General features: G+C 64.8%; 21 protein-coding genes and 1 pseudogene. 13 read left to right on the forward strand and 9 right to left on the reverse strand.

Annotated elements, in window-relative coordinates:
• Positions 1–12: 12 nt before the first annotated feature.
• From P5W99_RS20115 to P5W99_RS20145, 7 genes are all read right to left on the reverse strand, one after another.
• Positions 13–1,338, reverse strand: a complete 1,326-nt coding sequence (locus P5W99_RS20115) for a 3-hydroxyacyl-CoA dehydrogenase (protein ID WP_421026872.1) — start codon at positions 1,336–1,338, stop codon at positions 13–15.
• Between the two features lie 7 nt (positions 1,339–1,345).
• Entirely contained in the window at positions 1,346–2,128 is a 783-nt protein-coding gene (locus P5W99_RS20120; protein WP_421026873.1) for a crotonase/enoyl-CoA hydratase family protein, read from the reverse strand.
• A 66-nt stretch (positions 2,129–2,194) separates the two neighbouring features.
• Positions 2,195–3,187 (reverse strand): PDR/VanB family oxidoreductase, encoded by a 993-nt coding sequence (locus P5W99_RS20125; protein WP_421026874.1) that lies wholly within the window; start codon positions 3,185–3,187, stop codon positions 2,195–2,197.
• 11 nt (positions 3,188–3,198) lie between these two features.
• Positions 3,199–4,437: a Rieske 2Fe-2S domain-containing protein gene (locus tag P5W99_RS20130; protein ID WP_421026875.1), complete on the reverse strand. Its 1,239-nt coding sequence runs from the start codon at positions 4,435–4,437 to the stop codon at positions 3,199–3,201.
• A 26-nt stretch (positions 4,438–4,463) separates the two neighbouring features.
• Entirely contained in the window at positions 4,464–5,465 is a 1,002-nt protein-coding gene (locus P5W99_RS20135; RefSeq protein ID WP_421026876.1) for an amidohydrolase family protein, read from the reverse strand.
• A gap of 63 nt (positions 5,466–5,528) precedes the next feature.
• Positions 5,529–5,906: a RidA family protein gene (locus P5W99_RS20140; RefSeq protein ID WP_421026877.1), complete on the reverse strand. Its 378-nt coding sequence runs from the start codon at positions 5,904–5,906 to the stop codon at positions 5,529–5,531.
• A gap of 36 nt (positions 5,907–5,942) precedes the next feature.
• A complete protein-coding gene (locus P5W99_RS20145) occupies positions 5,943–6,665 on the reverse strand; it encodes a GntR family transcriptional regulator (protein ID WP_421026878.1) in 723 nt (240 codons plus the stop codon).
• Positions 6,666–6,977: 312 nt separating this feature from the next.
• On the opposite strand from P5W99_RS20145, the gene P5W99_RS20150 reads away from it, so the two are divergent.
• From P5W99_RS20150 to P5W99_RS20210, 13 genes and pseudogenes are all read left to right on the forward strand, one after another.
• A complete protein-coding gene (locus P5W99_RS20150; RefSeq protein ID WP_421026879.1) occupies positions 6,978–9,128 on the forward strand; it encodes an acetate--CoA ligase family protein in 2,151 nt (716 codons plus the stop codon).
• 26 nt (positions 9,129–9,154) lie between these two features.
• Entirely contained in the window at positions 9,155–10,348 is a 1,194-nt protein-coding gene (locus tag P5W99_RS20155) for an acyl-CoA dehydrogenase family protein (protein ID WP_421026880.1), read from the forward strand.
• Between the two features lie 15 nt (positions 10,349–10,363).
• A complete protein-coding gene (locus P5W99_RS20160; RefSeq protein WP_421026881.1) occupies positions 10,364–11,512 on the forward strand; it encodes an acyl-CoA dehydrogenase family protein in 1,149 nt (382 codons plus the stop codon).
• A complete protein-coding gene (locus P5W99_RS20165) occupies positions 11,509–12,672 on the forward strand; it encodes a thiolase domain-containing protein (protein ID WP_421026882.1) in 1,164 nt (387 codons plus the stop codon). The genes P5W99_RS20160 and P5W99_RS20165 overlap by 4 nt, the downstream gene beginning before the upstream one ends.
• Positions 12,673–12,674: 2 nt before the next feature.
• Positions 12,675–13,124, forward strand: a complete 450-nt coding sequence (locus P5W99_RS20170) for a Zn-ribbon domain-containing OB-fold protein (RefSeq protein ID WP_421026883.1) — start codon at positions 12,675–12,677, stop codon at positions 13,122–13,124.
• A 12-nt stretch (positions 13,125–13,136) separates the two neighbouring features.
• A complete protein-coding gene (locus P5W99_RS20175) occupies positions 13,137–14,366 on the forward strand; it encodes a CaiB/BaiF CoA transferase family protein (RefSeq protein WP_421026884.1) in 1,230 nt (409 codons plus the stop codon).
• A 34-nt stretch (positions 14,367–14,400) separates the two neighbouring features.
• On the forward strand, positions 14,401–15,399 hold the full coding sequence (locus P5W99_RS20180) for a protocatechuate 3,4-dioxygenase (protein ID WP_421026885.1): 999 nt from the start codon (positions 14,401–14,403) through the stop codon (positions 15,397–15,399).
• Positions 15,400–15,475: 76 nt separating this feature from the next.
• The gene (locus tag P5W99_RS20185) at positions 15,476–16,129 is read left to right on the forward strand and encodes an RraA family protein (protein ID WP_421026886.1); all 654 of its coding nucleotides are present in this window, start codon (positions 15,476–15,478) and stop codon (positions 16,127–16,129) included.
• A 46-nt stretch (positions 16,130–16,175) separates the two neighbouring features.
• Entirely contained in the window at positions 16,176–16,835 is a 660-nt protein-coding gene (locus P5W99_RS20190) for an RraA family protein (protein ID WP_421026887.1), read from the forward strand.
• Positions 16,832–17,500, forward strand: coding sequence for a 4-carboxy-4-hydroxy-2-oxoadipate aldolase/oxaloacetate decarboxylase (locus tag P5W99_RS20195; RefSeq protein WP_421026888.1), 669 nt, complete (start codon positions 16,832–16,834; stop codon positions 17,498–17,500). Before P5W99_RS20190 ends, P5W99_RS20195 begins: the two co-directional genes overlap by 4 nt.
• 7 nt (positions 17,501–17,507) lie before the next feature.
• Positions 17,508–18,287 (forward strand): enoyl-CoA hydratase/isomerase family protein, encoded by a 780-nt coding sequence (locus P5W99_RS20200; protein WP_421026889.1) that lies wholly within the window; start codon positions 17,508–17,510, stop codon positions 18,285–18,287.
• Between the two features lie 63 nt (positions 18,288–18,350).
• Positions 18,351–18,782: a PaaI family thioesterase gene (locus P5W99_RS20205; RefSeq protein ID WP_421026890.1), complete on the forward strand. Its 432-nt coding sequence runs from the start codon at positions 18,351–18,353 to the stop codon at positions 18,780–18,782.
• A 16-nt stretch (positions 18,783–18,798) separates the two neighbouring features.
• Positions 18,799–18,888: pseudogene (locus P5W99_RS20210) on the forward strand (IS6 family transposase); the annotation flags it as partial.
• A 48-nt stretch (positions 18,889–18,936) separates the two neighbouring features.
• Here the strand turns inward: P5W99_RS20210 and pyk are convergent.
• A complete protein-coding gene (pyk, locus tag P5W99_RS20215) occupies positions 18,937–20,355 on the reverse strand; it encodes a pyruvate kinase (RefSeq protein ID WP_421026891.1) in 1,419 nt (472 codons plus the stop codon).
• 11 nt (positions 20,356–20,366) lie between these two features.
• Complete coding sequence (locus tag P5W99_RS20220) at positions 20,367–22,004, reverse strand: NADP-dependent glyceraldehyde-3-phosphate dehydrogenase (RefSeq protein ID WP_421026892.1); 1,638 nt, start codon at positions 22,002–22,004, stop codon at positions 20,367–20,369.
• Positions 22,005–22,088: the final 84 nt, after the last annotated feature.

A 22,088-nucleotide genomic window follows, 5' to 3' on the forward strand; every position in this document is an offset into this window, starting at 1 on the left:
TTTACCGCGGGGTCAAAGATCGGCAAATCTGCCGTTGCTGGACGCGAGCTTCTCGAGCAGCGGCGCCGGCTTCCACCAGTAACCGTACTCTTCGTACAGACGCAAAACGTCCTGATAGATATTGGCGAGGCCGATCTGGTCGGCGTAGTACATCGGTCCGCCGCGCTTGGCGGGGAACCCGTAGCCGGTCACGTACACGATGTCGATATCGCTCGCGCGCAGCGCGATGCCTTGCTCGAGCAGCTTTGCGCCTTCGTTGATCATGCCGTACATGCAGCGCTTGATGATCTCGTCCGGTGAGATCGGGCGACGCGCGATCCCCATGCGCGCCGATTCCTCGACGATATATTGCTCGACTTCCGGATCGCGATGCGGCGTGCGCTCGCCCGCTTCATAGCGATACCAGCCCTTGCCGCTCTTCTGCCCGAGGCGCCCCCTCTCGACGAGCTTCATGATGAGATCGTTCCAGCGGCGGTCGTTTGCACGCGTGGCCATCTGCGCCTTGCGCGTCTGATAACCGACGTCGTTACCGGCCATGTCGTGCACCGCGAAGACGCCCATTGCGTAGCCGAAATCCTTGAGCGCGGCATCGACCTCGTGCGGCAGTGCGCCGTCTTCGACGAGAAAATGCGCTTCGCGGTTGTAATTGCGGAACAGCGCGTTGCCGATGAAGCCCGGATAGACGCGCGCATAGACTGACACCTTGCCCATGCGGCGGCCCAGTTCCATGAGCGTGGCCACGGCGTCGTCGGAGGTCTGGTCCGCACGCACGACTTCGAGCAGGCGCATCACGTGCGCAGGGCTGAAGAAGTGCGCGCCGACCACGTCTTGCGGGCGCTTCGTGACAGCCGCGATATCGTTGATGTCGAGGCCCGACGTATTGGTTGCAAGGATTGCGCCGGGCCTCGCGTGCAGGTCGAGCTCGCGGAAGATGCCTTGCTTGAGGCCGAGATCCTCGAACACGGCTTCGATGATGATGTCGGCGCCCTTGACGTCGGCAATCGAGGTCGAGCCCGTGATGAGCCCGAGGCGCTCGTCGCGCGTGGCAACGTCCAGCTTGCCGCGCTTGATGCTGCCGTCGTAGTTGTCGCGAATGCGCGCAAGACCGCGCGTGAGGCCATCGTCGTTGGCGTCGATCAGCGTGACCGGAATGCCGGCGGCGACGAGTGCCATGGCGATGCCGCCGCCCATCGTGCCGGCGCCGATCACGGCGGTGCGGCTGATGTCGCGCGGCTTGACGCCGGCGGGAACGGGGATCTGCGCAGCGGCTTGTTCGGCGGCTTTCACATGGGCCAGTGCCGCGGCTTCCTGCGGCGTGAGTTCTGCGGGGATACTCATGCAGGCTTTACTCCGGTTTGACGAGTTTGGCGTTACCGTCCACGAAATTCTGCAGACGGGCGGCGGTTTCGGGCGAACGCATCATGTTCGAACTCATGTACTCGAGGAACAGGCCGTCCTCGTGCGAGAGATCGTTGACACGCGGCAGCAGGTTCGTGATGCGCCAGTTGGTATCCGGCACGTTCTGCGCGATCTTCGCCGCGAGTTCCTTTGCCTTCTCGAGTGCGCCGCCTTCCGGTGTCAGGTAGGTGATGATGTGCTCGCGCTGGCCTTCCTCGGCGTTCAGCAGGCGGCCCGTGAGCATCATGTCGGCCATCAGGGTGTAGCCGACAACGCGCTGGATGCGAACCGTGCCGCCGCCGCCCACGAAGATGCCGCGCTGGCCCTCGGGCAGGCCGAAGAAGCAGGTCTTGTCGCCGACGCGTACATGAGCGGCGGTCGCCAGCTCAAGACCGCCGCCGACGACGGCCCCGTGCAGCGCTGCAACGAATGGAATCGGGCCGCGTGCGATGAGATCGAACACTTCGTGCCACGAGTGACGGCGGCGCTTTTTCGGTGGCGCGGCCTGCCCGGTGGCTCGCGACAGGGCCTCGCGCAGGTCGAGTCCGGCCGAGAAGTTTCCGCCATGGCCGTAGATGACACCGCACATGGCTTCGTCGCCGGCGCGGTTGACAGCGTCGCGCAACTGCGCAATCACGTCTTCGTTGATCGCATTGCGCTTGTCGGGACGATTCAGGCCGATCAACGCCACTGCGCCGTCGAGTTCATAGGTAACCAGAGTTTCGCTCATACGGCGCTCCGTTGGATATAAGTCCGATAATGGTCAGTCATGCTGATTGATGGGCTGAAAATGCAGTCACAGGTCGAGCACGAGGCGTTTGCTGTTGCAGCGCGAAACGCAGACCTGCATGACCTTGCCGGCGCGCTTGTCGGTGTCCGACAGGTAGGTGTCGCGATGGTCGACCTCGCCGCTGCAGACCTGGGTGGAGCACAGGCCGCAATAACCGGCGCGGCAGTCGTACATGACATCGACGCCGTTATCGAGCAATGTGTCGAGTACCGATTTGTCGGCCGGCACGCTCAGTACCTTGCCGGAGGACTTCAGCTCGACCTCGAAGGCGGTGTCGCCCTCCTGCGGTGCGGCTTCGCTAAAAAGTTCGTAATGGAGGTCGCACTCGTGCCAGCCGCGATGGCGTGCAGCGGCGAGTACCGCGTCGATCATGCCGGCCGGCCCGCACACGTAGATCGGCTGATTGACTTGCGCGTCATCGAGTAGCGTGTCGATCGACAGGCGCGTGGTGCCCTCGTCATCGGCATGCACTACGAGGCGCTTGCCCGCGAAGGCGCGCAGTTCTTCGACGAACGGCAGCGCGTCGCGCGTGCGCCCCGAAAAATGCAGCGTGTAGTCGCGGTTCTGCGCGCTCAGTTCCGCTGCCATGGCCGCCATCGGCGTGATGCCGATGCCGCCGGCAATCAGGATGACTGAAGGCGGCGCGGCGAGCGGGAAGTGGTTGACGGGTGAGCGCACCGTGAGCGTGGTGCCGGTCCGCAGCGTGTGCATGAAGCGCGAACCGCCGCGACCCTCGTCCTCGCGCCGGATGCCGAGACGGTAGGCGTGCACGCCAGAGCGCGTATCTTGCTGCGGATCCGTGTTGATCAGCGAATACGAACGCCACTGCGCGACGCCGCTGTCAGCGGCCGGAATCTCAACCTGGATATGCGCGCCCGGCTCGAAGCCCGGCAGCAACGCGCCGTCCTCGGCCTCGAGCGTGAAGGACTTGATCAGCGAGGTGGGCGCGTCAACCGACGCGATACGCAGCTTGAGAGTAGGTGCGAGCATGGTGGTCATGGCAATGGCTCTTACTGTGTATCGGTCAGGGTGCGCCAGTCGTCGCCTGCCTGCAGCACGCCGCCGAACGAGACGGCCTTCGAGTAATCGAGTTGCGGGCTGTCGGCTAGCGTCGGCGTCTTGCCGGCCATGAACTCGCGCACGGCCTTCAGCAGCAGCGCACGCACGCGCAGCACGGCACCGTCGGCCGAGCAAAGTTGCTCCTGGGTGCGGTCGTAGATCGGGCCTTGGCCGAGGAACATCGCGAAGTCTTCCGTGCCGAGGTGCTGATAAAAGCCGGTCGCGTGACCGCGTTTCATCAGGTCGCGGTTCTGGCCGAACGCTTGCTCGCGCGGGCCCGGCGGCAGCGGCGGGAAGTTCCAGACGTCCGGTGTGGCCGACATGATGGTCATGCCGAGCGGACGGTGCGGGTTGTACTGGATGAACCACGCGCGGTGCGTGAGGTCATCGACCGGTGTCGAGAAGAACACCGTCGTCGGGCCCTTCGCGTCGGGCGGGCAGATGATGCCGTACCAGGGCATCACGAAGTTGTTCACGCGCGCATAGACCTTCTCGTCCGGCATGTCGCGCAGGGCCGCGTAGCGATAGCCGTACGGGCGATCCTCGAATTCGAAGCGCGGCGCGAGCGCTTTCGTCATGATCATGCGTTCGTTGCCGCCGCCCGCGGTAATCTGCGTGGTCGACTCGTGCAGCACGCCGACGTGCGACGAATCCATCGAGGCCTCGACCGCCTGCACCCAGTTCGTCGGCACTTCGACGCTCGTCACCGAGCGGTGTTCGGGCGCGAGGTCCATGAACGGCAGTTCCGGAAACGGCGGCAGGGTTTCGCCCTTGCCGAGCCACACCCAGACCACGCCGCCGCGTTCCATGACGCGATACTGGCTCGTCTTCACGCGTTTGCAGAACTGCTCCTGGTCGCCGACCTGGTTCGGCGCCTCGACCACGGCCCCCGATGCATCGACTTTCCAGCCGTGGAAGATGCAGCGCAGGCCGTTGTTTTCGTTGCGCGCCATCATCAGCGAAGTGCGGCGGTGCGGGCACAGTTCGTCGACGACGCCGACATGGCCGTCGGTGGCGCGGAACGCCACGTAGCTGCTGCCGAGCAGGCGCACCAGCACCGGCGCGCCGTCCGCTTCCAGCGTGGCCGAGGGCACGGCGGGCATCCAGTAATGCTGGCGGATCATCTCGCCCATCGGCGCGCCGTTCTCGACGCGCGTGAGCAGTTCGTTGTCTTCGCGGCTCATTGCCATGATGAGTACTCCTCGCGTTGCGCGCGTCAGGACTTGTAGTTACGGAACGCACGTGTGTACACGCGCGTGCAGTTGCATTCGAAGATGTTCTTGCGCTGCGCTTCGGTCAGCCATTCGATGCTCTCGATCACCGGTTTCATATCGTCGTAGTCTCGGCCCAGGACCGGATCTCGCGCGCTGCCGGTGCCAGGCTTCTCGGTGCCGAACATGACGTTGTCCGTGCCGGCGACCTTGAGCAGCAGTTCGATCGAATCCTTCGAGTAGTTGCAGGTGTCGAAGTAGAGCTTCTTCAACTGATCGTCGAACGACACGGGGCTGTTGCGGCGTGCCGCCCACGCACGGAAACGGCCCATCTGGTAGGGGATGGCGCCGCCGCCGTGCGCGACCACGATCTTCAGGCTCGGATACTTCTCGAATACTTTCGATTCGAGCAGCGAAATGACGGCGATGTTCTCTTCGTTGATGAACTTCAGCGTGTACGACTCGCGCGGGTTGCAACTGCCGGCCGAGTGGATCAGCGCGGGCACGTCGAGTTCGGTCATCGCGTCATACAGCGGGTACCAGAACGGGTCGCCAAGGCCAGCCGGGGCCGGGCCTTCGCCTTCGGTCGGGTCCGGGTTCAGCAGGGTGCCCACGAAGCCGAGTTCGTTGACGCAGCGCTTGAGTTCGGCGACGCAGTGCTCGGCCGGCGACTCGTTCATGAATTGCGGCAGGCCGGCCACGCCACGGAAGCGGTCCGGGAACATGTCGACGAAGCGCTTGATCAGGTCGTTGCAGTGACGCGTCCAAAGTTGAGTCACGCGCGACGGCTTGATGGAGTGCATCTGCAGGTACGGGCGCGGCGAGATGAACTGCACGTCGGTGCCGACTGCATCCATGCTGCGCACGAGTTCCTCGGCCTGCTGGCGCACCGACTCGTCCGGGATGTTCGGGTTGGCCGACGGGTTCGCGCGGCCGCCGACCAGCTCCGCCATGTAGCGGAAGCTTTGCGGTGGCATGACGACGTGGGCGTGGGAATCGATGATCATGGTTGAGCCTCAGTTCGGTTCGGAGTGTTAAGTTCGGCGGTGAGCCAAAAGGGCTTGCGGCGCTTACGCGATCACCGCAAGGGTTTCGAGCTGGATGACCATGCCGTGCTGCAGGTCGTACACGGTCACATGGCGTGCCGGGCGATGCGCGGCATCGGGCCACAAGGCAAGCCACTGCGCGTCGATGTATTCGCGCACCGAGTCGTCCTTGACGTAGACAGCGAGTTTCACCACGTGGTCCAGCGCGGCCCCGCCTGCCGCGAGGAAGCGCCTGACGTTCTCGAACGCGAGACGCACCTGTTCTGCCGGGGTCTCGGCGAGCTTGCCGGTGGCGGGATCCTTGCCGGCGATCGCCGACGAGCACAGCACGTTGCCGATTCGCGAACCGACCGGAATCGGTACCTTGTGCGCGAGGCCTGGAACGTCGATGGATTGGGGCATGTCTCCTCCGTGGATTCGTTGAGATGGCACGGCGTGTCAGTCTTCGCCGGGATCGAAGAAGTGGCGCGGCACGGCCGCGAGGAATTCGGAGAAACCGGTGGTGCCGGCCGGGACGTGCTTCATCATGGCTTCGGCTGCCTGGGCTTCGTGGCCGTCCTGGATGGCGCGCGCGATTTCGAAGTGCTCCTGCAGCGAACGCGTGATCTGGCTGCGGTTGCGCAGGTCTGCCACGCGATAACGTGCCGAACGGCGGCGAGCGGTGCGGATCTGAGCGGCCAGGTACTGGTTGCGACTGCCTTCGTAAATCAGCTCGTGAAACTGCGTATTGGCTAGCGCATACTGGGACGCATCCCCCGCCACGGCGGCCTGCTGGCAAACCACCAGCATCTGGTCCAGCTGTTCGCGCAGCTCGTCGCTGGCGCGGCGCGCTGCGAAACGGGCACACAGTGCCTCGAGTTCGCCGATGTATTCCAGCATGGCGCGCACCTTGGCAATCGACAGTCGCGCCACCGTGATGCCCTGACGCGGCGAAACCACCACCAGCTCGCGCGCGACCAGATGCTGAAGCGCCTCGCGTACCGGCGTGCGAGACACATTGAAGCGGGCGGCCAGCGCACGCTCGTCGATCGGTGCGCCCGGGGCGAGTTCACCCAGCTCGATAGCGGCCTCCAGGGTGGCGCGAATATCGCTCGCGCGACTGGCACTACTGCGCGCGGGAGTTTCGCTGCGCTTAAGAGTGGGGTCGGCTGCAAGTTTCATTGAGGCGTGGCTGCACAGGTGTTTCGGGTGATAAAAATATACCACAAGCGTTTCATGGCATTCAATTAAGGGTTTGCATTGACGCTCGAGCCGTGCCGCTCCGCACGCTGGGAAAAGACTGAAAAACTATTATTATTCAATGTGATGTGAGAGTTTATCAGGGCTTTTGAGGCGGCTTATAGGGGAAATACCAGGGGTAGTTTTGTATGTCTGGTGTGTTGAAACAGGCGTCAGTGTATGCCAGAATCCGTACAACTACAGCGGTTCTGGTATGCCAGAGCCGGGTTCAGTCAACATCACAGGTCAGATCAGATGAGCAAAAGCCTTTTAGATGTAGCCGGCGTGCAGCCTGTCGAGCGTGTGCTCAAGCCGAAGTCGATTGCGATCGTCGGGGCATCCGCCGACCCGCGTGCTTTCGGTAACTTCGTGCTGCAGAACCTCGAGCGTTTCGGTTACGCGGGCGATATCCACCTCGTGTCGCGCAGCAGCCAGGAAATCAACGGCCGTGCCTGCGTGGACAGCGTCGAGGCGCTGCCTCAAGGCATCGATCTGGCGGTCCTGTGCATTCCGGAGTCCGGCGTGCTCGATACGGTGCGCACGCTCGGCAGGCTGAAGGCCGGCGCCGCCGTGATCTTCGCTTCGGGCTATGCCGAGGCCGGCGACGAAGGTCGCGCGAAGCAGGAGGCGCTCGCACGCGTCGCCGCGGAAGGCGGCGTCGCGTTGATCGGCCCGAATTGCATGGGTTTCACGAACTTCGAGGCCGGTGTGCCAGTGACCTTCGAAGCCGTGGCACCGTACCCGGGCGGCGGCCGCCGCGGCGTGGGTGTGGTGGCGCAAAGCGGTGCGATGGCCGCGAACCTGCGCGACGCCTTTATGGGCCGTGGCCAGCCGATGACGGCAACGGTCTCCACCGGTAACGAGGCAAGCCTCGGTATCGAAGACTATTTGGCATGGTTCATCGCCGATCCGCAAACGAGTGCAATAGCGGTCTACGCTGAACAGATCCGCCGTCCGCAGACGTTCCTGCAACTGGCACGCGAAGCGCGCGCCGCCGGCAAGCCGATCGTGATGCTGATGCCGGGCAAGAGCGCGCGTGCCCGTGAGGCCGCGCAGTCGCACACCGGCGCACTGGCCGGCGACCATGCGAGCGCGAGCGTGCTGCTGGCGCGTGAAGGCGTGGTGGTGGTCGATTCGCTGGACGAGCTATTCGACACCACGACGATCCTCGCGCGCTTCCCGGTGCCGCCAGCGGCCGGCACGGCCGTCATGACGGCTTCCGGCGCGGTCAAGAACATCACGCTCGATTTCGCCGAGGACATCGGCCTGACGCTGCCGCGCCTGACCGACCCGACCCTCCAGAAACTGACCGGGCTGCTGCCCGACTACGCCGTGGCCGACAATCCGCTCGACTACACGACGATCGGCGTGCGCAACCCGGGACTGATCGGCGAGCTGATCGACGCGGTGCTGGCCGATCCGAACATCGGCTCGCTGGTGCTCTCGATCATGGGCGGCCCGTCGATCGCACAGCGCGACAAGGCCGACCACCTCGTGCCAGCGCTTGCGCGCGCAACCAAGCCCGCGGTGCTCACGGTGATGGGCGACAACAACAAGCTCGAAGACTTCTTCACGGAAGCGATTGCCGCGAGCGGCGTGCCGTTGTTCCGTTCGCCGGACCGCGCCCTGCGTGCCTGCGCCCGCGTGGCCGCGTACGGCGAATCGCTGGCGCGCGCCGCACGTGCCCGCACCGATGCGCCGAAGGCCATCCCGCTGCCGGGCGCCGTGCCGCCGAACGGCATCTTCGCTGAATACCAGGGCAAGGGCTGGCTCGCTTCGGCAGGCCTGCCGGTGCCGAAGGGCGGCCTCGCGAGGTCGTTCGACGAAGCACTCAGGATCGCTGACGAAATCGGCTACCCGGTGGTGCTCAAGGCCCAGTCGAGCGAACTGCCGCACAAGAGCGACGTGGGTGGCGTGGTGGTCGGCCTCGCCGACGCAACGGCGTTGCGCACCGGCTGGGACAAACTGCACGCGAGCGTGAAGTCGCACCGTCCTGAACTGGTGCTCGACGGCACGCTGGTCGAGGCGATGGGCCCGCGCGGACTGGAACTCGTGGTAGGTGCCAGGCGTGACGCCGACTGGGGGCCGGTCGTGCTGGTCGGTCTTGGCGGCATCTTCATCGAAGTCCTGAAGGACGTGCGCCTCGTGCCCGCCGACATGGCAGAACAGGACATCGTCGTCGAACTGGGTCGACTCAAGGCCGCGGCGATGCTCGACGGCGTGCGCGGCGCGGCAGGCGTGGACACGAAGGCGGTGGCGAAGGCCGTGGCGGCGATCGCCGACCAGATGCGTGCCAACCCCGAAATCACGGAAATCGACGTCAACCCGCTGGTCGCCTATCCGGACCGCGTTCTGGCGCTCGACGCCCTTGTGATCTGCGGCGCCCAGGGCCCAGCCCATCACTGAGCCCCGGGTCAGAGGAGACATATCGAATGAAACTGGAATTCTCTGCCGAGGACCAGGCATTTCGCGCCGAAGTGCGCGAATTCGTGAAGCAGAACCTGTCGCCGCGCCTGAAGCGCAAGGCCGAACTCGGCCTGCGTATCGAGCGTGAAGATTACGTCGAGTGGTACACAAAACTCTACGAGAAGGGCTGGATCGCGCCGTCATGGAAGAAGGAAGATGGCGGTCCGGGCTGGACGCACGTGCAGCGCTACATCTTCGATGAGGAAACGTTGCTCGGCGGTGCGCCGCGCATCGTGGCGAGCGGCATCAACATGCTTGGCCCCGTGCTGAATACCTTTGGCACACCTGAGCAAAAAGCGAGGTACATCCCGAAGATCCTGCGCAGCGAAACCTGGTGGGCGCAAGGATTCTCGGAGCCGGGCGCGGGCTCGGACCTCGCCGCAGTGCGCACGACGGCAGTGCTTGCCACGGACGATGAAGGCGAGCATTTCGTCGTGAACGGCCACAAGGTCTGGACCTCCTATGCTCACTGGTGCGACATGATGTTCGCACTCGTGCGCACCGATCCGGCAGCAAAGCCTCAGGAAGGCATTTCGTTCCTGCTGATCGACATGCATGCGCCGGGGGTGGAAGTCCGCCCGATCAGGATGCTCGAAGGCGGCGCCGACCTCAACGAGGTCTACCTCGACAACGTGCGCGTGCCGAAGGAAAACCTCGTCGGTGAACTGAACAAGGGCTGGACCTACGGGAAGTACCTGCTCGGCCATGAGCGTACCGGCATCGCCGGTATCGGTTCGTGCAAGCAGCAACTCGCGCGCGCCCGGCACCTCGCAAAGCAGCAGGGCCTCGAAAACGATCCGCTCCTGCAGGCGCGGATCAGCCGCTTCGAGATCGAACTGATGGCCCTCGAATTCACTGGCCTGCGCATGCTGAGCGCGAATCAGGCGAGCCGCGTGCCGTCGGTCGAGGCACCGATGCTCAAGGTACGCGGGACCGAGTTGCGCCAGGGCATCTATGCACTCCTGACTGAAATCGCCGGCCCGTTCAGCGTGCCGTTCGACGAGCAGGCCATGCTCGATGTGGCCGGCTACGAAGGTCCGAGCCCGGACGAACTGATCGCGGTAGCGGCGAACTATTTCGACGCGCGCAAGGTGTCGATCTACGGCGGCACAAACGAAGTGCAGCGCAATCTGATCAGCCGCGCGTTCTTCAATGCTTGAGGCGGAAAAAAGAACATGGATTTTTCTCTGACTGAAGATCACGTCACGCTGCAGGATGCCGTGCGCCGCTTCTGCGAAGGCGAATATCCCGCACACCAGCGTGGCAACGCCGAGGACAAGGAGCTCGCCGCAAAGCGCCGCCAGGGTCTTGCCGAAATGGGCATTACCGGCCTCGTGATCGATTCCGGTCATGGCGGCGGCGGCTATGGCGCGGTGGAAACCATGCTGGTCGCGCAGCAGCTCGGCCGTGCGCTGGGCGGTGCGGGCTGGCTCGCGAGCGGCCTGCCGGCCGCGGCGCTGATCGGCTCGGCCGGCAGCGAGGAGCAGAAGGCGAGGTGGCTCGAAGCCGCGGCAACCGGCGAGAAGGTGCTGGCGCTCGCCGTCAGCGAAGCCGACGCGCGTTACGACATCACGCGGCTGGCCGTGCCTGCCGCCGAAACCGGTGACGGCTGGAAAATCACGGGCACCAAGATCATCGTGTTCGACGCCGCGACCGCCGATGCCTTCGTGGTGGCGGCGCGTACCTCGGGCCAGCGTGGCGACAGGCAAGGCCTGTCGCTCTTCCTCGTGGATGCGAAAGCCGCGGGCGTCAGCCTGCGCAACTTCGAGACGATCGATGCGCGCGAAGCCGCTCACGTCACATTCGACAACGTGGTCGTGAGCAAGGCCGATCTGATCGGCGCCGCCGGTGCGGCCCACGACCTTATCGACGCCGCACTCGACCGCGCGAACGCTGCGCTGGTGGCGGAATCGGTCGGCGCGCTCGAGGCATTGCTCGAACACACGGCCGAACACCTGACGACCCGTACGCAGTTCGGCGCGCCGCTCGCGAAATTCCAGTCGCTGCAGCACCGCGTGGCCGACATGCTGATCTCGCTCGAACAGAGCAAGTCGATGGCCTGCGCCGCCGCGATGGCCGTGGACGAGAACGATCCCGAACGCCGCCGCCGCTTCGTGTCGGCTGCGAAGGCGTACGTCGGCGATGCGTGCCGCACGGCTGGCGAATGGGGCATCCAGCTGCACGGCGGCATGGGCATGACCGAAGAGTGCCGCGTCGGCCACTACGCGAAACGCATGTTCGCGATCAACATGACCTACGGCGACGCGACATGGCATCTGCAGCGCTTCACGGCGCAGCGTCTCGCACAGGAGAAAGCTGAATGAGCTTGAACGGAGCAGCCTATATCGTCGGCGCCTACGAGCATCCGACGCGCAAGGCCAACGATCTTTCGGTGCTGCGTCTGCACGCCGACGTCGCGAAGGGCGCGCTCGAGGATGCGGGCCTGACGAAGGACGACATCGACGGCTACTTCTGCGCCGGTGACGCACCCGGCCTCGGCACCACGACGGTCGCCGAATATCTGGGCCTCGAGCTGCGCCATGTCGATTCGACCGAGTGCGGCGGGTCCGCGCCGATCCTGCACGTCGCGCACGCCGCTGAAGCGATCAAGGCCGGCCGCTGCAACGTGGCGCTGATCACGCTCGCGGGCCGTCCGCGTGCCGCGGGCGCCGCGCTGTCGCTGAAGGCGCCGGATCCCGACGCGCCCGAAGTGCAGTTCGAGCTGCCCTTCGGCCCTGCCACGCAGAACCTGTACGGCATGGTTGCGAAACGGCACATGTACGAGTTCGGCACCACGAGCGAGCAGCTCGCGTGGATCAAGGTGGCGGCGTCGCACCACGCGCAGCACAACCCGAACGCGATGCTGCGCAATGTCGTGACTGTCGAGGATGTCGTCAATTCGCCGATGGTCGCCGATCCGCTGCACCGCCTCGACTGCTGCGTGATGAGCGATGGCGGCGGCGCGCTGATCGTCGCGCGCCCGGAAATCGCGAAGCAGCTCAAGCGCCCGCTCGTCAAGGTGCGTGGTACGGGTGAAGCACCCAAGCATGCGGCAGGCGGCAAGATCGATCTCACATGGTCGGCGGCGGAATGGTCGGGTGCGGCTGCGTTCGCCGAGGCTGACCTCACGCCCCAGGACATCCGGTATGCGTCGTTGTACGACAGCTTCACGATCACGGTGCTGATGCAGCTCGAAGATCTCGGTTTCTGCAAAAAGGGCGAGGGCGGCAGGTTCGTGATGGATGGCAACCTGATCTCCGGCGTTGGCAAGCTGCCGTTCAACACCGATGGCGGTGGATTGTGCAACAACCATCCGGCCAACCGCGGCGGCGTCACCAAGGTGATCGAAGCCGTGCGCCAGCTGCGCGGCGAGGCGCATCCCGCCGTGCAGGTGAAGAACTGCGATATCGCGCTTGCGAATGGGATCGGCGGCGCGCTCGCGTCGCGTCATACCGCGGGCACGCTGATCCTGGAACGGGAGTAACCATGAGCACGAATCAAGCGATGGCTGGTGCAAGCGCTCCGGACGCCAAACCGGCTACGAAGCCAATCGGCCCGCGCCGCATTCCCGCGCCGCGCGTGCTGCCCGAGGCAATGCCGTTCTGGGAGGCGGCCAAAGACGGGCGTCTGCTCGTGAAGCGCTGCGAGGACTGCGGCGAGACGCACTACTACCCGCGCGACATCTGCCCGCACTGTATGAGCGCGAATACGGAGTGGCTCGATACGAAGGGCCTGGGCACGGTCTATTCGTTCAGCACGATGGGCAAGGACGAGGCGCGTTACACGCTGGCCTTCGTGAGCCTCGACGAGGGCGTGACGATGTTGACCAACCTCGTCGATTGCGACCCGGCCGCGGTGTCGATCGGCCAGCGCGTCAAGGTGGTGTTCAAGCCCAGCGAGGGCGCTTATCCGGTGCCGATGTTCGCGCCGATTTGAAGGAGATTGAGCATGTCTGCGGATTTCAAGCAACAGCATGGCTGGCACGATGCGAAGAAGGGGCCGCTGTCGCGCTTCACGATCCTCGATGCCTCGCGCGTGCGCGCGGGCCCTGCGGCCATGCGCGTGTTCGCGGATATGGGCGCGCGCGTGATCAAGCTGGAGATCCCGCCTGGGGCGCCAGGCGGTGACGACATGATCGGCGGGCGTGACCACAATCGCGCCGACTACGAGAACCTGCATCGCAACAAGGAAAGCCTGACGCTGAACATGAAGGACCCAGCCGGTCTCGCGATCCTGCAAGAACTCGTCAAGCGTGCCGACGTGTTTATCGAGAACTTCCGCCCGGACGTCAAGGAGCGCCTCGGCATTGGCTATGAAGCGCTGCGCGCCGTCAATCCGCGTATCGTGTACGCGAGCATCTCGGGCTTCGGCCAGGATGGCCCGTATGCGAAGTGGCCGGGTTTCGACTCGATCGCGCAGGGCATGGGCGGCCTCATGAGCCTGACCGGCAAGCCGGGCGAAGGCCCGATGCGCGTTGGCATTCCGCTTGCCGACCTGTGCGCGGGGCACTTCTGCGCCCAGGCGATCCTGGTCGCGCTGCTGGAGCGCGAAGTGTCGGGCGAAGGCCAATGGGTGCAGACCTCGCTGCTCGAGGCACAGATCGCGATGCTCGACTTCCAGGCCGCGCAATGGCTGGTGGACCGGAAGGTGCCGGAGCAGGTCGGCAACGAGCATCCGCTCACGGTGCCGACCGGCGTGTTCCCGACGAAGGATGGCTACCTGAACCTGGCCGCAATCGGCAATTCGATGTTTGCGCGCCTGTGCGAGGCGCTCGGCCTGCAGCACCTCATTGGCCAGCCCGGCTACGAATCGGACCCGGCGCGCGTAGAAAACCGCGATGCGGTCAACAAGACGGTGGGCGAGGTGTTCCTCACGCGCACCACGCGCGAGTGGACCGAGTTGCTGATCAAGGTCGGCGTGCCGTGCGGCCCGATCTACCAGGTCAACGAAGTATTCGACGATCCTCAGGTCAAGCATCTTGGCATCGCCTGGCCCGCCAACGTGCCGGGCAGGGGCGAAGTTTCGTTCGTTGGCACGCCGTTCCGTCTTTCACGATACCCGCGCGCCGAGACACCGCGCCTGGCCCCTGAGCAAGGCGAGCATACGCAGGCGATTCTGAACGAACTGGGTTATACGAATCAGCAGATTGAGCAGTGGCGCTCGGCCTTCGTGGTCTGACGCACCTTAATGGAAGGCATGGGAGAGAGACGAAATGGCACGACTGGTCGCCGGATTCGGTTCATCGCACAGCATCATGCTGGTTTGCCAGCGCGAGGACTGGCAGCACGGTTTCAAGCAGGTCGATCCGAAGAATCCGCATTACTTCGATCGACTCGGCAACCCCACGACCTATGAAGCGCTGCTCAAGATCGCGCCGCCGGATGCCGAGGCGATGGTGACGTCCGGGAAGATGGGCGAGCGTTACGATCAGGCCGAAGCGGCCATGGACGAATTGCGCGAGCGTATCCGCGCGGCGAAGCTCGACGTGCTGCTCGTGGTCGGCGATGACCAGACGGAGCTCTTTCGCACCACCAACAATCCGGCCTTCGCGATCTACTACGGCGAGACGATCCGCAACGCAAAGCGCGTGTCGAGCCCGAACGAAAGCTGGTACGCGAAGGCACGCACGATGCGCCAGGAGCCGGATGCCGACGTGCACTATCCGGTCAAGGCCGACATGGCCCGGTGGCTGATCCGCGAACTGTGCAACCGCGATTTCGACATTGCGGCAATGGACGGTCTCGAGCGCGACCAGTACGAGGGCCACGCGTTCTCGTTCATTCATCGGCGCTACCTGCAGGATATCGACCTGCCGGTGATTCCGGTCATCGTCAACACCTTTGATCCGCCGAACCAGCCCACGCCGCGCCGTTGCATCCAGCTCGGCCGCGCGCTGCGCGAGCTCATCGAGTCCTATCCGGAAGATCTGCGCGTGGGCGTGCTCGCGTCGGGAGGCCTCTCGCACTTCGTGGTGGACGAGGAGCTCGACAACGACATCATCGACGCGATCCGCCGCAAGGACAGCGACTGGCTGGCCGGGCTCGATCCGAAGCAGCTGCAGGCCGGCAGCTCGGAAATCCGCAACTGGATCATCGGCGTCGAGGCGCTCAAGGCGCTCGATCTCGAATGGGTCCGCTATGTGCCCGGCTACCGCACGGCGGCCCTGACCGGCACGGGCCTCGCGTTCGCGGCCTGGCGCACACTCGACTGAATGCGGTAGTCCCTTCCGCGTGGGGCGGGACGCATGCATGACACTTCACGTTTCTATCAGGAAAGCACAACACATCATGGCTGACCAAAACGTACAGCGCCTGCGCCGGCTCGATTGCTGCGCCGTGTCGGACGCACTCGACAAACTCAAGCTGAACGGCGTGGTGAGCGGTCTGCCGCAACGCGCCGGCTCGGGCCGCATCGCGGGCCGCGCGATCACGGTCAAGCTCGGCACGGGCGAAGCGCCCCCGGGACCGCCCGTGCACCTCGGCTGCACCGCGGTGGAGCAGGCCGATGCCGAGAGCGTGATCGTCGTCGAGCAGAAGAGCGGCGTGGAAGCGGGTTGCTGGGGCGGCTTGCTGTCGCTCGCCGCCAGGGTGCGCGGCGTGGCGGGCGTGGTGGCCGACGGCCCGGTGCGCGATATCGATGAGGCCATTGGCTACGAGCTGCCGGTGTTCAGCCGCGCGACCACGGCCCGGACCGCGCGTGCGCGCGTGGTCGAGAAGGGCACCAATGTGCCGGTGCAGATCGGCGATGTGACGGTGAACGCGGGCGACTACGTGGTGGCCGACAACAGCGCGGTGATCTTCATTCGCGCCGCCGACATCGAAGCCGTGCTCGAGACCGCCGAAATGATCGTCAACAAGGAAGCCGCAATGGCCAAGGCGATTCTGGCCGGCATGCCGGTCGGCCAGGTGATGGGCGGCAGCTACGAGCACATGCTCAAGTAAGCGCTAGCCTCCGGACATATTCAGCAAACACGCAGGAATCCGAACCATGACGAACCATGACAAGAATGTCGAGCGTGCAGCGAAGCTCGATACCGCGACGCTCTCCGACGCCCTCGACAAGCTCGGTATCGCCGGCCAGTGTTACAAGATCAAGCCCAGAAGCACCGGGTTCCGCACCGCGGGCCGTGCGTTCACGATCAAGTACGGCCCGGCCGCGAACCCGCCGGGCACCGTCGGCGACTTCATCGACGACGTGCCGGTCGGCAGCATGATCGTGCTCGACAACAACGGCCGTGAGGATGCCACGGTGTGGGGCGACATCATGACAGAGATCGCGCACCGCCGCGGCATCGCCGGCACCGTGATCAACGGCGTGTGCCGCGACGTTGCGCTGTGCCTGAAGCTTGGCTATCCGGTCTTCAGCCGCGATCACTGGATGCGCACCGGCAAGGATCGCGTGCAGGTGGAGGCGACGAACGTGCCCGTCAATATCGGCGACGCGCGCGTGCAACCCGGCGATATTCTGCGCGGCGATGCCGACGGTGTCATCGCGATCCCGAAAGAGCACGAAGACGCGGTGCTCGACGTGGCCGAAACCATTCATCGTGCCGAGGAAGCGATTCGCGAAGCGTGCCGCGGCGGGATGCGTCTGGATGAAGCGCGCAAGCAGTTCAAGTACCACCAGTTGCAGACGCGGGAGCAATGACGATGAAAGAACACAATCCGGCCACTACGGTACGCACGACGTTCGAGCGCGTGGAGACGAGCGTCGTCGAAGCCGCGCGCAGGCTGCCCGCGGCAACGCTGCACGAGGCGGGCGGCAAGATCGGCGCGTTGCCCTGGTCCATCAAGCCCATCGCGCCCCGGTTCAGGATTTGCGGCACCGCCATCACGGTGCATTCGCCGGGCGGCGACAACCTCTGGCTGCATCGTGCGCTCGTGCTCGCGCAGCCCGGCGACGTGCTCGTGGTGTACACCAATGGCGTCTACGAGCACGGCTATTGGGGCGAGGTCATGACGACGGCCGCCAGGGAGCGTGGACTGGCCGGCCTTGTGATCGACGGCGGCGTGCGCGATGCCGACCTGCTCGAGGAGATCGGCTTTCCGGTGTTCGCACGGGGCCTGTCGATCCGGGGCACGGGCAAGGACTATGGCGCGATCGGCTGGATCAACGAACCGGTGATGATCGGCAACGTCACGATCAGCGCGGGCGATCTGATCGTCGGCGACCGCGATGGCGTGGTTGCGATTCCGCGCGCGCGCGCCTCGGACGTGGTGGAGAAGGCTGTAAAGCGCGAAGCGGACGAGGCTGCCATCTGCAAGCGCATCGAAGCGGGCGAGACCACCATGCAGATCTACGACTTTCACTGAGCCGACGATGACCTCGAAACCTGCCGCACATTCGCCCGGCCTGGCGCCGTCACTCGACGTCGCCGGCGCGATCGCGACCATCACGCTGCGCCGTCCGGATATGGCGAACCGGCTCGAACTGGAAGATCTGGAGACCTTGGGGGGCTTCATTCGCGACGTCAACGCGCGACGCGAGGTGCTCGTGCTGCGACTGTGCGCGCAAGGGCGGCACTTTTGCGCAGGCTTCAACATCGGCAGCGTGGCCGACGGCAATGCGGGCGCGAGCTTCGAGGAACTCGCAAACGAGCTGGAGCGTGCACGTCCGGTGACGATCGCGGCGATCAACGGGGGCGTCTACGGTGGCGCGACTGATCTCGCGCTTGCCTGCGATTTTCGCATCGGCGTGGAGCCGACCCAGATGTTCGTGCCGGCCGCGCGGCTTGGCTTGCTGTTCTATCGCGGCGGCTTGCAGCGATATGTGTCGCGGCTCGGGTTGAATGTGGCGAAGAAGCTGCTGCTCACGGCCGCTACGTTCGACGCGGCGCAGATGCTGGCGTGTGGCTTCCTCGACACGGTCGTGGCGCCGGAGGCGCTGCATCAGGAAGTGGAGCGCCTGAGCGGCGAGCTGGCCGGCATGGCGCCGCTTGCGCTGCTCGGCATGAAGAAACATCTGAACCGCATCGCCAGCGGTACGTTCGACGAAAGCGAGTTTCGGCGCGACGTTTCCCAGTCGGATGCGTCGCATGACTTGCGCGAAGGTGCGCTCGCGTGGAAAGAAAAGCGCAAGCCCGCGTTCCGCGGCGCATAGAGCCGGATTCGATGAAGCGCGACAGCGGCTGCACAGGCGCTTCGAGATGGAGAGAGGCAATCAATGGAAATCGATCACAACCGGGTTCACGAACGGCTCTTCGGCCCGGAGGGGGCGCCGCCACCGGTGACGCAAGCGCTTGGCGGCAGGGTTGCCTCGCTGAGCGATAGGGCGCTCGAGTCCGAGTATGTCGGCGCGCCGGCGTTCCTGAATCCGGCCGGTCACATACAGGGTGGCATTCTGTCCGCGATGCTTGACGACGTGACTGCGTTGCTCGTTGTGTCCACCCTCAGTGAGGGTGAGCAGTGCGCCACCCTGAGTCTGAATACGTCGTTCTTGCGGCCGGCCAAGGTGGGCAAGCTGCTTGGACGCTCGACGCTCGTTCGCCGGGGGCGCGGCGTGTGCAACGTGTCCGGCGAGCTGTGGCAGGACGACAAGCTCGTGGCGACGGCATCGGCGGTGTGCGCGATCGTGCAGCACGACGAATCAAGGTAACTGCGCGCCGCAAGCCGGGCAGCACTTCGCACTGAAACGACATTGGCTTCTCGCTTGCCTTTATCGCCAACACCTCGCGGCCCGGTTCGTCGCGTGGCGCGAATTTGCCCGGGATGTCGATGCATGGATTGCGTTGACATCCCGGGCATGGCGCTCAGACCTTGGCTATATGGAGGAAGTTGGTCGTGCCGACCACACCAAAAGGCATCCCGGAGGCGATGACGACGAAACTGCCCGCCTGCGCGAAGGCTTCGCGTCGAGCGATCGCGCAGGCTTTGTCCACCATGTCAGGCACGTCGCTGATGCTTTCGTCGGCGTTCACGGGATGCACGCCCCAGACGAGCGCCATACGGCGCGCGGTGGCGAGTTCCGGAGTGATGCTCAGCACCGGCACCGCCGGCCGCTCCCGGGCTGCGCGCAGGCTGGTGTAACCCGATCGCGTGTAGGTGGCTATCGCCGCCACCGGCAGCAGCTTCGCGGTCTGCTGGAGGGCCAGGCAGATCGCGTCAGCGACAGCGGCCTGCGGCGCGGTGTGAGATGCGTCGATCGCGCTGCGATAGTCCGGATCGGATTCCACCTCGGCGATGATGCGGTCCATCATCGCCACCGCCTCGCGCGGGTATTTGCCGGAGGCGGACTCGGCCGACAGCATCACGGCGTCCGCGCCGTCGTACACGGCGTTGGCCACGTCCGAGGCTTCGGCCCGAGTCGGAACCGGCGCGGCGATCATCGATTCGAGCATCTGGGTCGCAACGACGACCGGCTTGCCGGCGGCCCGGCAGGCTCTGACGATCTGCTTCTGGATCCGCGGCACTTGTTCGGCCGGCAGTTCGACCCCCAGGTCGCCGCGCGCGACCATGATCGCATCCGCCGCATCGACGATCGCATCGAGCGAGTCGATCGCGGCCGGCTTCTCCAGTTTGGCCAGCACGGCTGCGCGCCCCTGGACGATCGCCTTGACCTCGTGCACGTCCTCGGCTCTTTGCACAAACGACAGCGCGACCCAATCGACGCCCAGTGTCAGGCCGAACTCGAGGTCGGCGCGATCCTTGGGTGTCATGGCCGGAATGGGCAGCAGCACCGAGGGCACGTTCACACCCTTGCGATCCGATATCGTGCCGCCGGTGATGACCTGCGTGTCGGCGAAGTCCGGTCCGAAGCGCAGTACCTTCAGGCGCACCTTGCCGTCGTCGACCAGCAATTCCGTGCCGGTTTCGAGTGCCGCGAAGATTTCCGGATGGAGCAGCGGCGCACGCGTGGCGTCGCCCGGGGTGGGGTCCAAATCGACGCGAAACGCCGCTCCGGCTTGCAGCGTGACCGGACCATCGGCGAGCGTGCCGATGCGCAGCTTCGGGCCCTGCAGATCGAGCAGCACAGCGATGGGCCGCCCCGTATCGCGCTCGACACGGCGGATGATCTCCATGCGCTCCTGATGTTGCGCATGCGTGCCATGGCTGAAGTTGAGCCGGAACACGTCGGCGCCGGCATCGAACAGGGCGCGCACGGTGCTCAGGTCGGAACTCGATGGTCCCAGTGTGGCGACGATCTTGGCATTACGTTTTCGACGCGTCATGTTCGCTCCGCTTAAAAGATGAAGTCGGTGTTGATGAACTTCGATTGATGCTCACGAACAATGGTGTTGAGGAGTGTCTTGTTCGACTCGGTCAGTTTGGCCGCGATCATCGAGCGGATTGAGAACGCACGCAGCGCGTCGCTGACCGAAAGCGTGCCTTCGGCCGAATCCTTGCGCCCGGCGAACGGGAACACGTCCGGCCCGCGCTGGCACTGGCAGTTGATATTCACGCGGCAGACCTGGTTGACGAGCGGATCCACCAGCGCACCGATCTGCGCGGTGTCGGTGCCGAAAATGCTCACCTGCTGACCGTGATCCGAGGTGATCACGTAGTCGAGGGCCTGGTCCACCGAGTCGAAGCTCATCACCGGCACGACAGGACCGAACTGTTCCTCCCGGTACAGCTTCATGCCTTCGCGCACGGGGTAGACGACAGCGGGGTCGAACAGCGTGCTGCAGAATTCACCGCCGCCCTCGTTGACGACGCGCGCGCCTTTTGCCACGGCGTCTTCGATCGCCTCCGTCATGTAGGCCGTGCGGTGCGGCCCCGGCAAGGGCGTGATATGCACGCCGGCTTCCCAGGGCATGCCCATCTTGAGCCGCGCGAGTTCGGCGGTGAAGCGCCCGAGAAACGCATCGACGACGCTGCTGTGCACGATCAGCATTTTGAGGGCTGTGCAGCGCTGTCCGTTGAACGACAGGGCGCCGAGCAGACATTCCTTGACGGCGAGATCGAGGTCGGCGTCGGGCAGCACGATGGCCGCGTTTTTCGCGTCGAGGCCCAGCACTGCGCGCAGACGGTGCGACTTGGGGTGCTGCTTCTTCAAATGGTCCGCCACGCGGCTCGAGCCAATCAATGCCAGAACGTTGATCTTGCCCGAGGCCAGCATGCGCGGCACCACCAACTGGCCCGGTGCGTAGATGGTGTTGACCACACCGGGCGGAAACGCGTCGCGAAAGACTTCGAGCAGCGGCTCGAACAGCAGCGTGCCGTATTGCGGCGGCTTTAGAACCACGGTATTGCCCATGAGCAACGCGGGGATCAGGGTGCAGAACGTCTCGTTGAGCGGATAGTTGTACGGCCCCATGCACAGAACGACACCTAGCGGCGTGCGCCGAACCTGGCCAATGGTTCCCTCGACGACCATGAATCGCGAATGGTCATTTTCCACGCCCTTCAGCGTCTCGATCGTGGCCTGGATGTATTCGATGGTGCGATCGAACTCCTTGCGCGAGTCGATCAGGCTCTTGCCGATCTCCCACATGAGCAGGTTGACGATCTGCTGGCGGCGCTCGACCATGCCTTTCACGAACGCCTGCATGCAGGCGATGCGGCCGGCGACCGTCATCGTCGGCCATTGACCCCGGCCATTGTCGTACGCGGCGACAGCGGCATCCAGGGCGGCGTCGCTCTGTGCCTCGCCCATCAACGGGTAACTACCGATCTCGACCTGGCTGACATCGCGGGTCGCCGCATCGCGTATGCAAACCGGCGAGCGTACAGTTTTACAGGGGCCATCCCATGTCAGGATCTGCCCGCCAATCAGGAAGCCGCGCTGATGAACGGGAGCGGCAAGCCGATGTTCTGATGGAATTTCGTCGACGGTGGGGAAATACCGGGCGAGTCGCGGATGGTGATCGGTCGTCATGGGCGCTCCGAAGGCAGTGGGGACATTGGCTGACAAATTAAGTAGTACTTCACATGACAATCGAGCTTGCCCCTGAATCATGAC

The organism is Paraburkholderia sp. A3BS-1L (assembly GCF_051125215.1).
Lineage (GTDB): Bacteria > Pseudomonadota > Gammaproteobacteria > Burkholderiales > Burkholderiaceae > Paraburkholderia.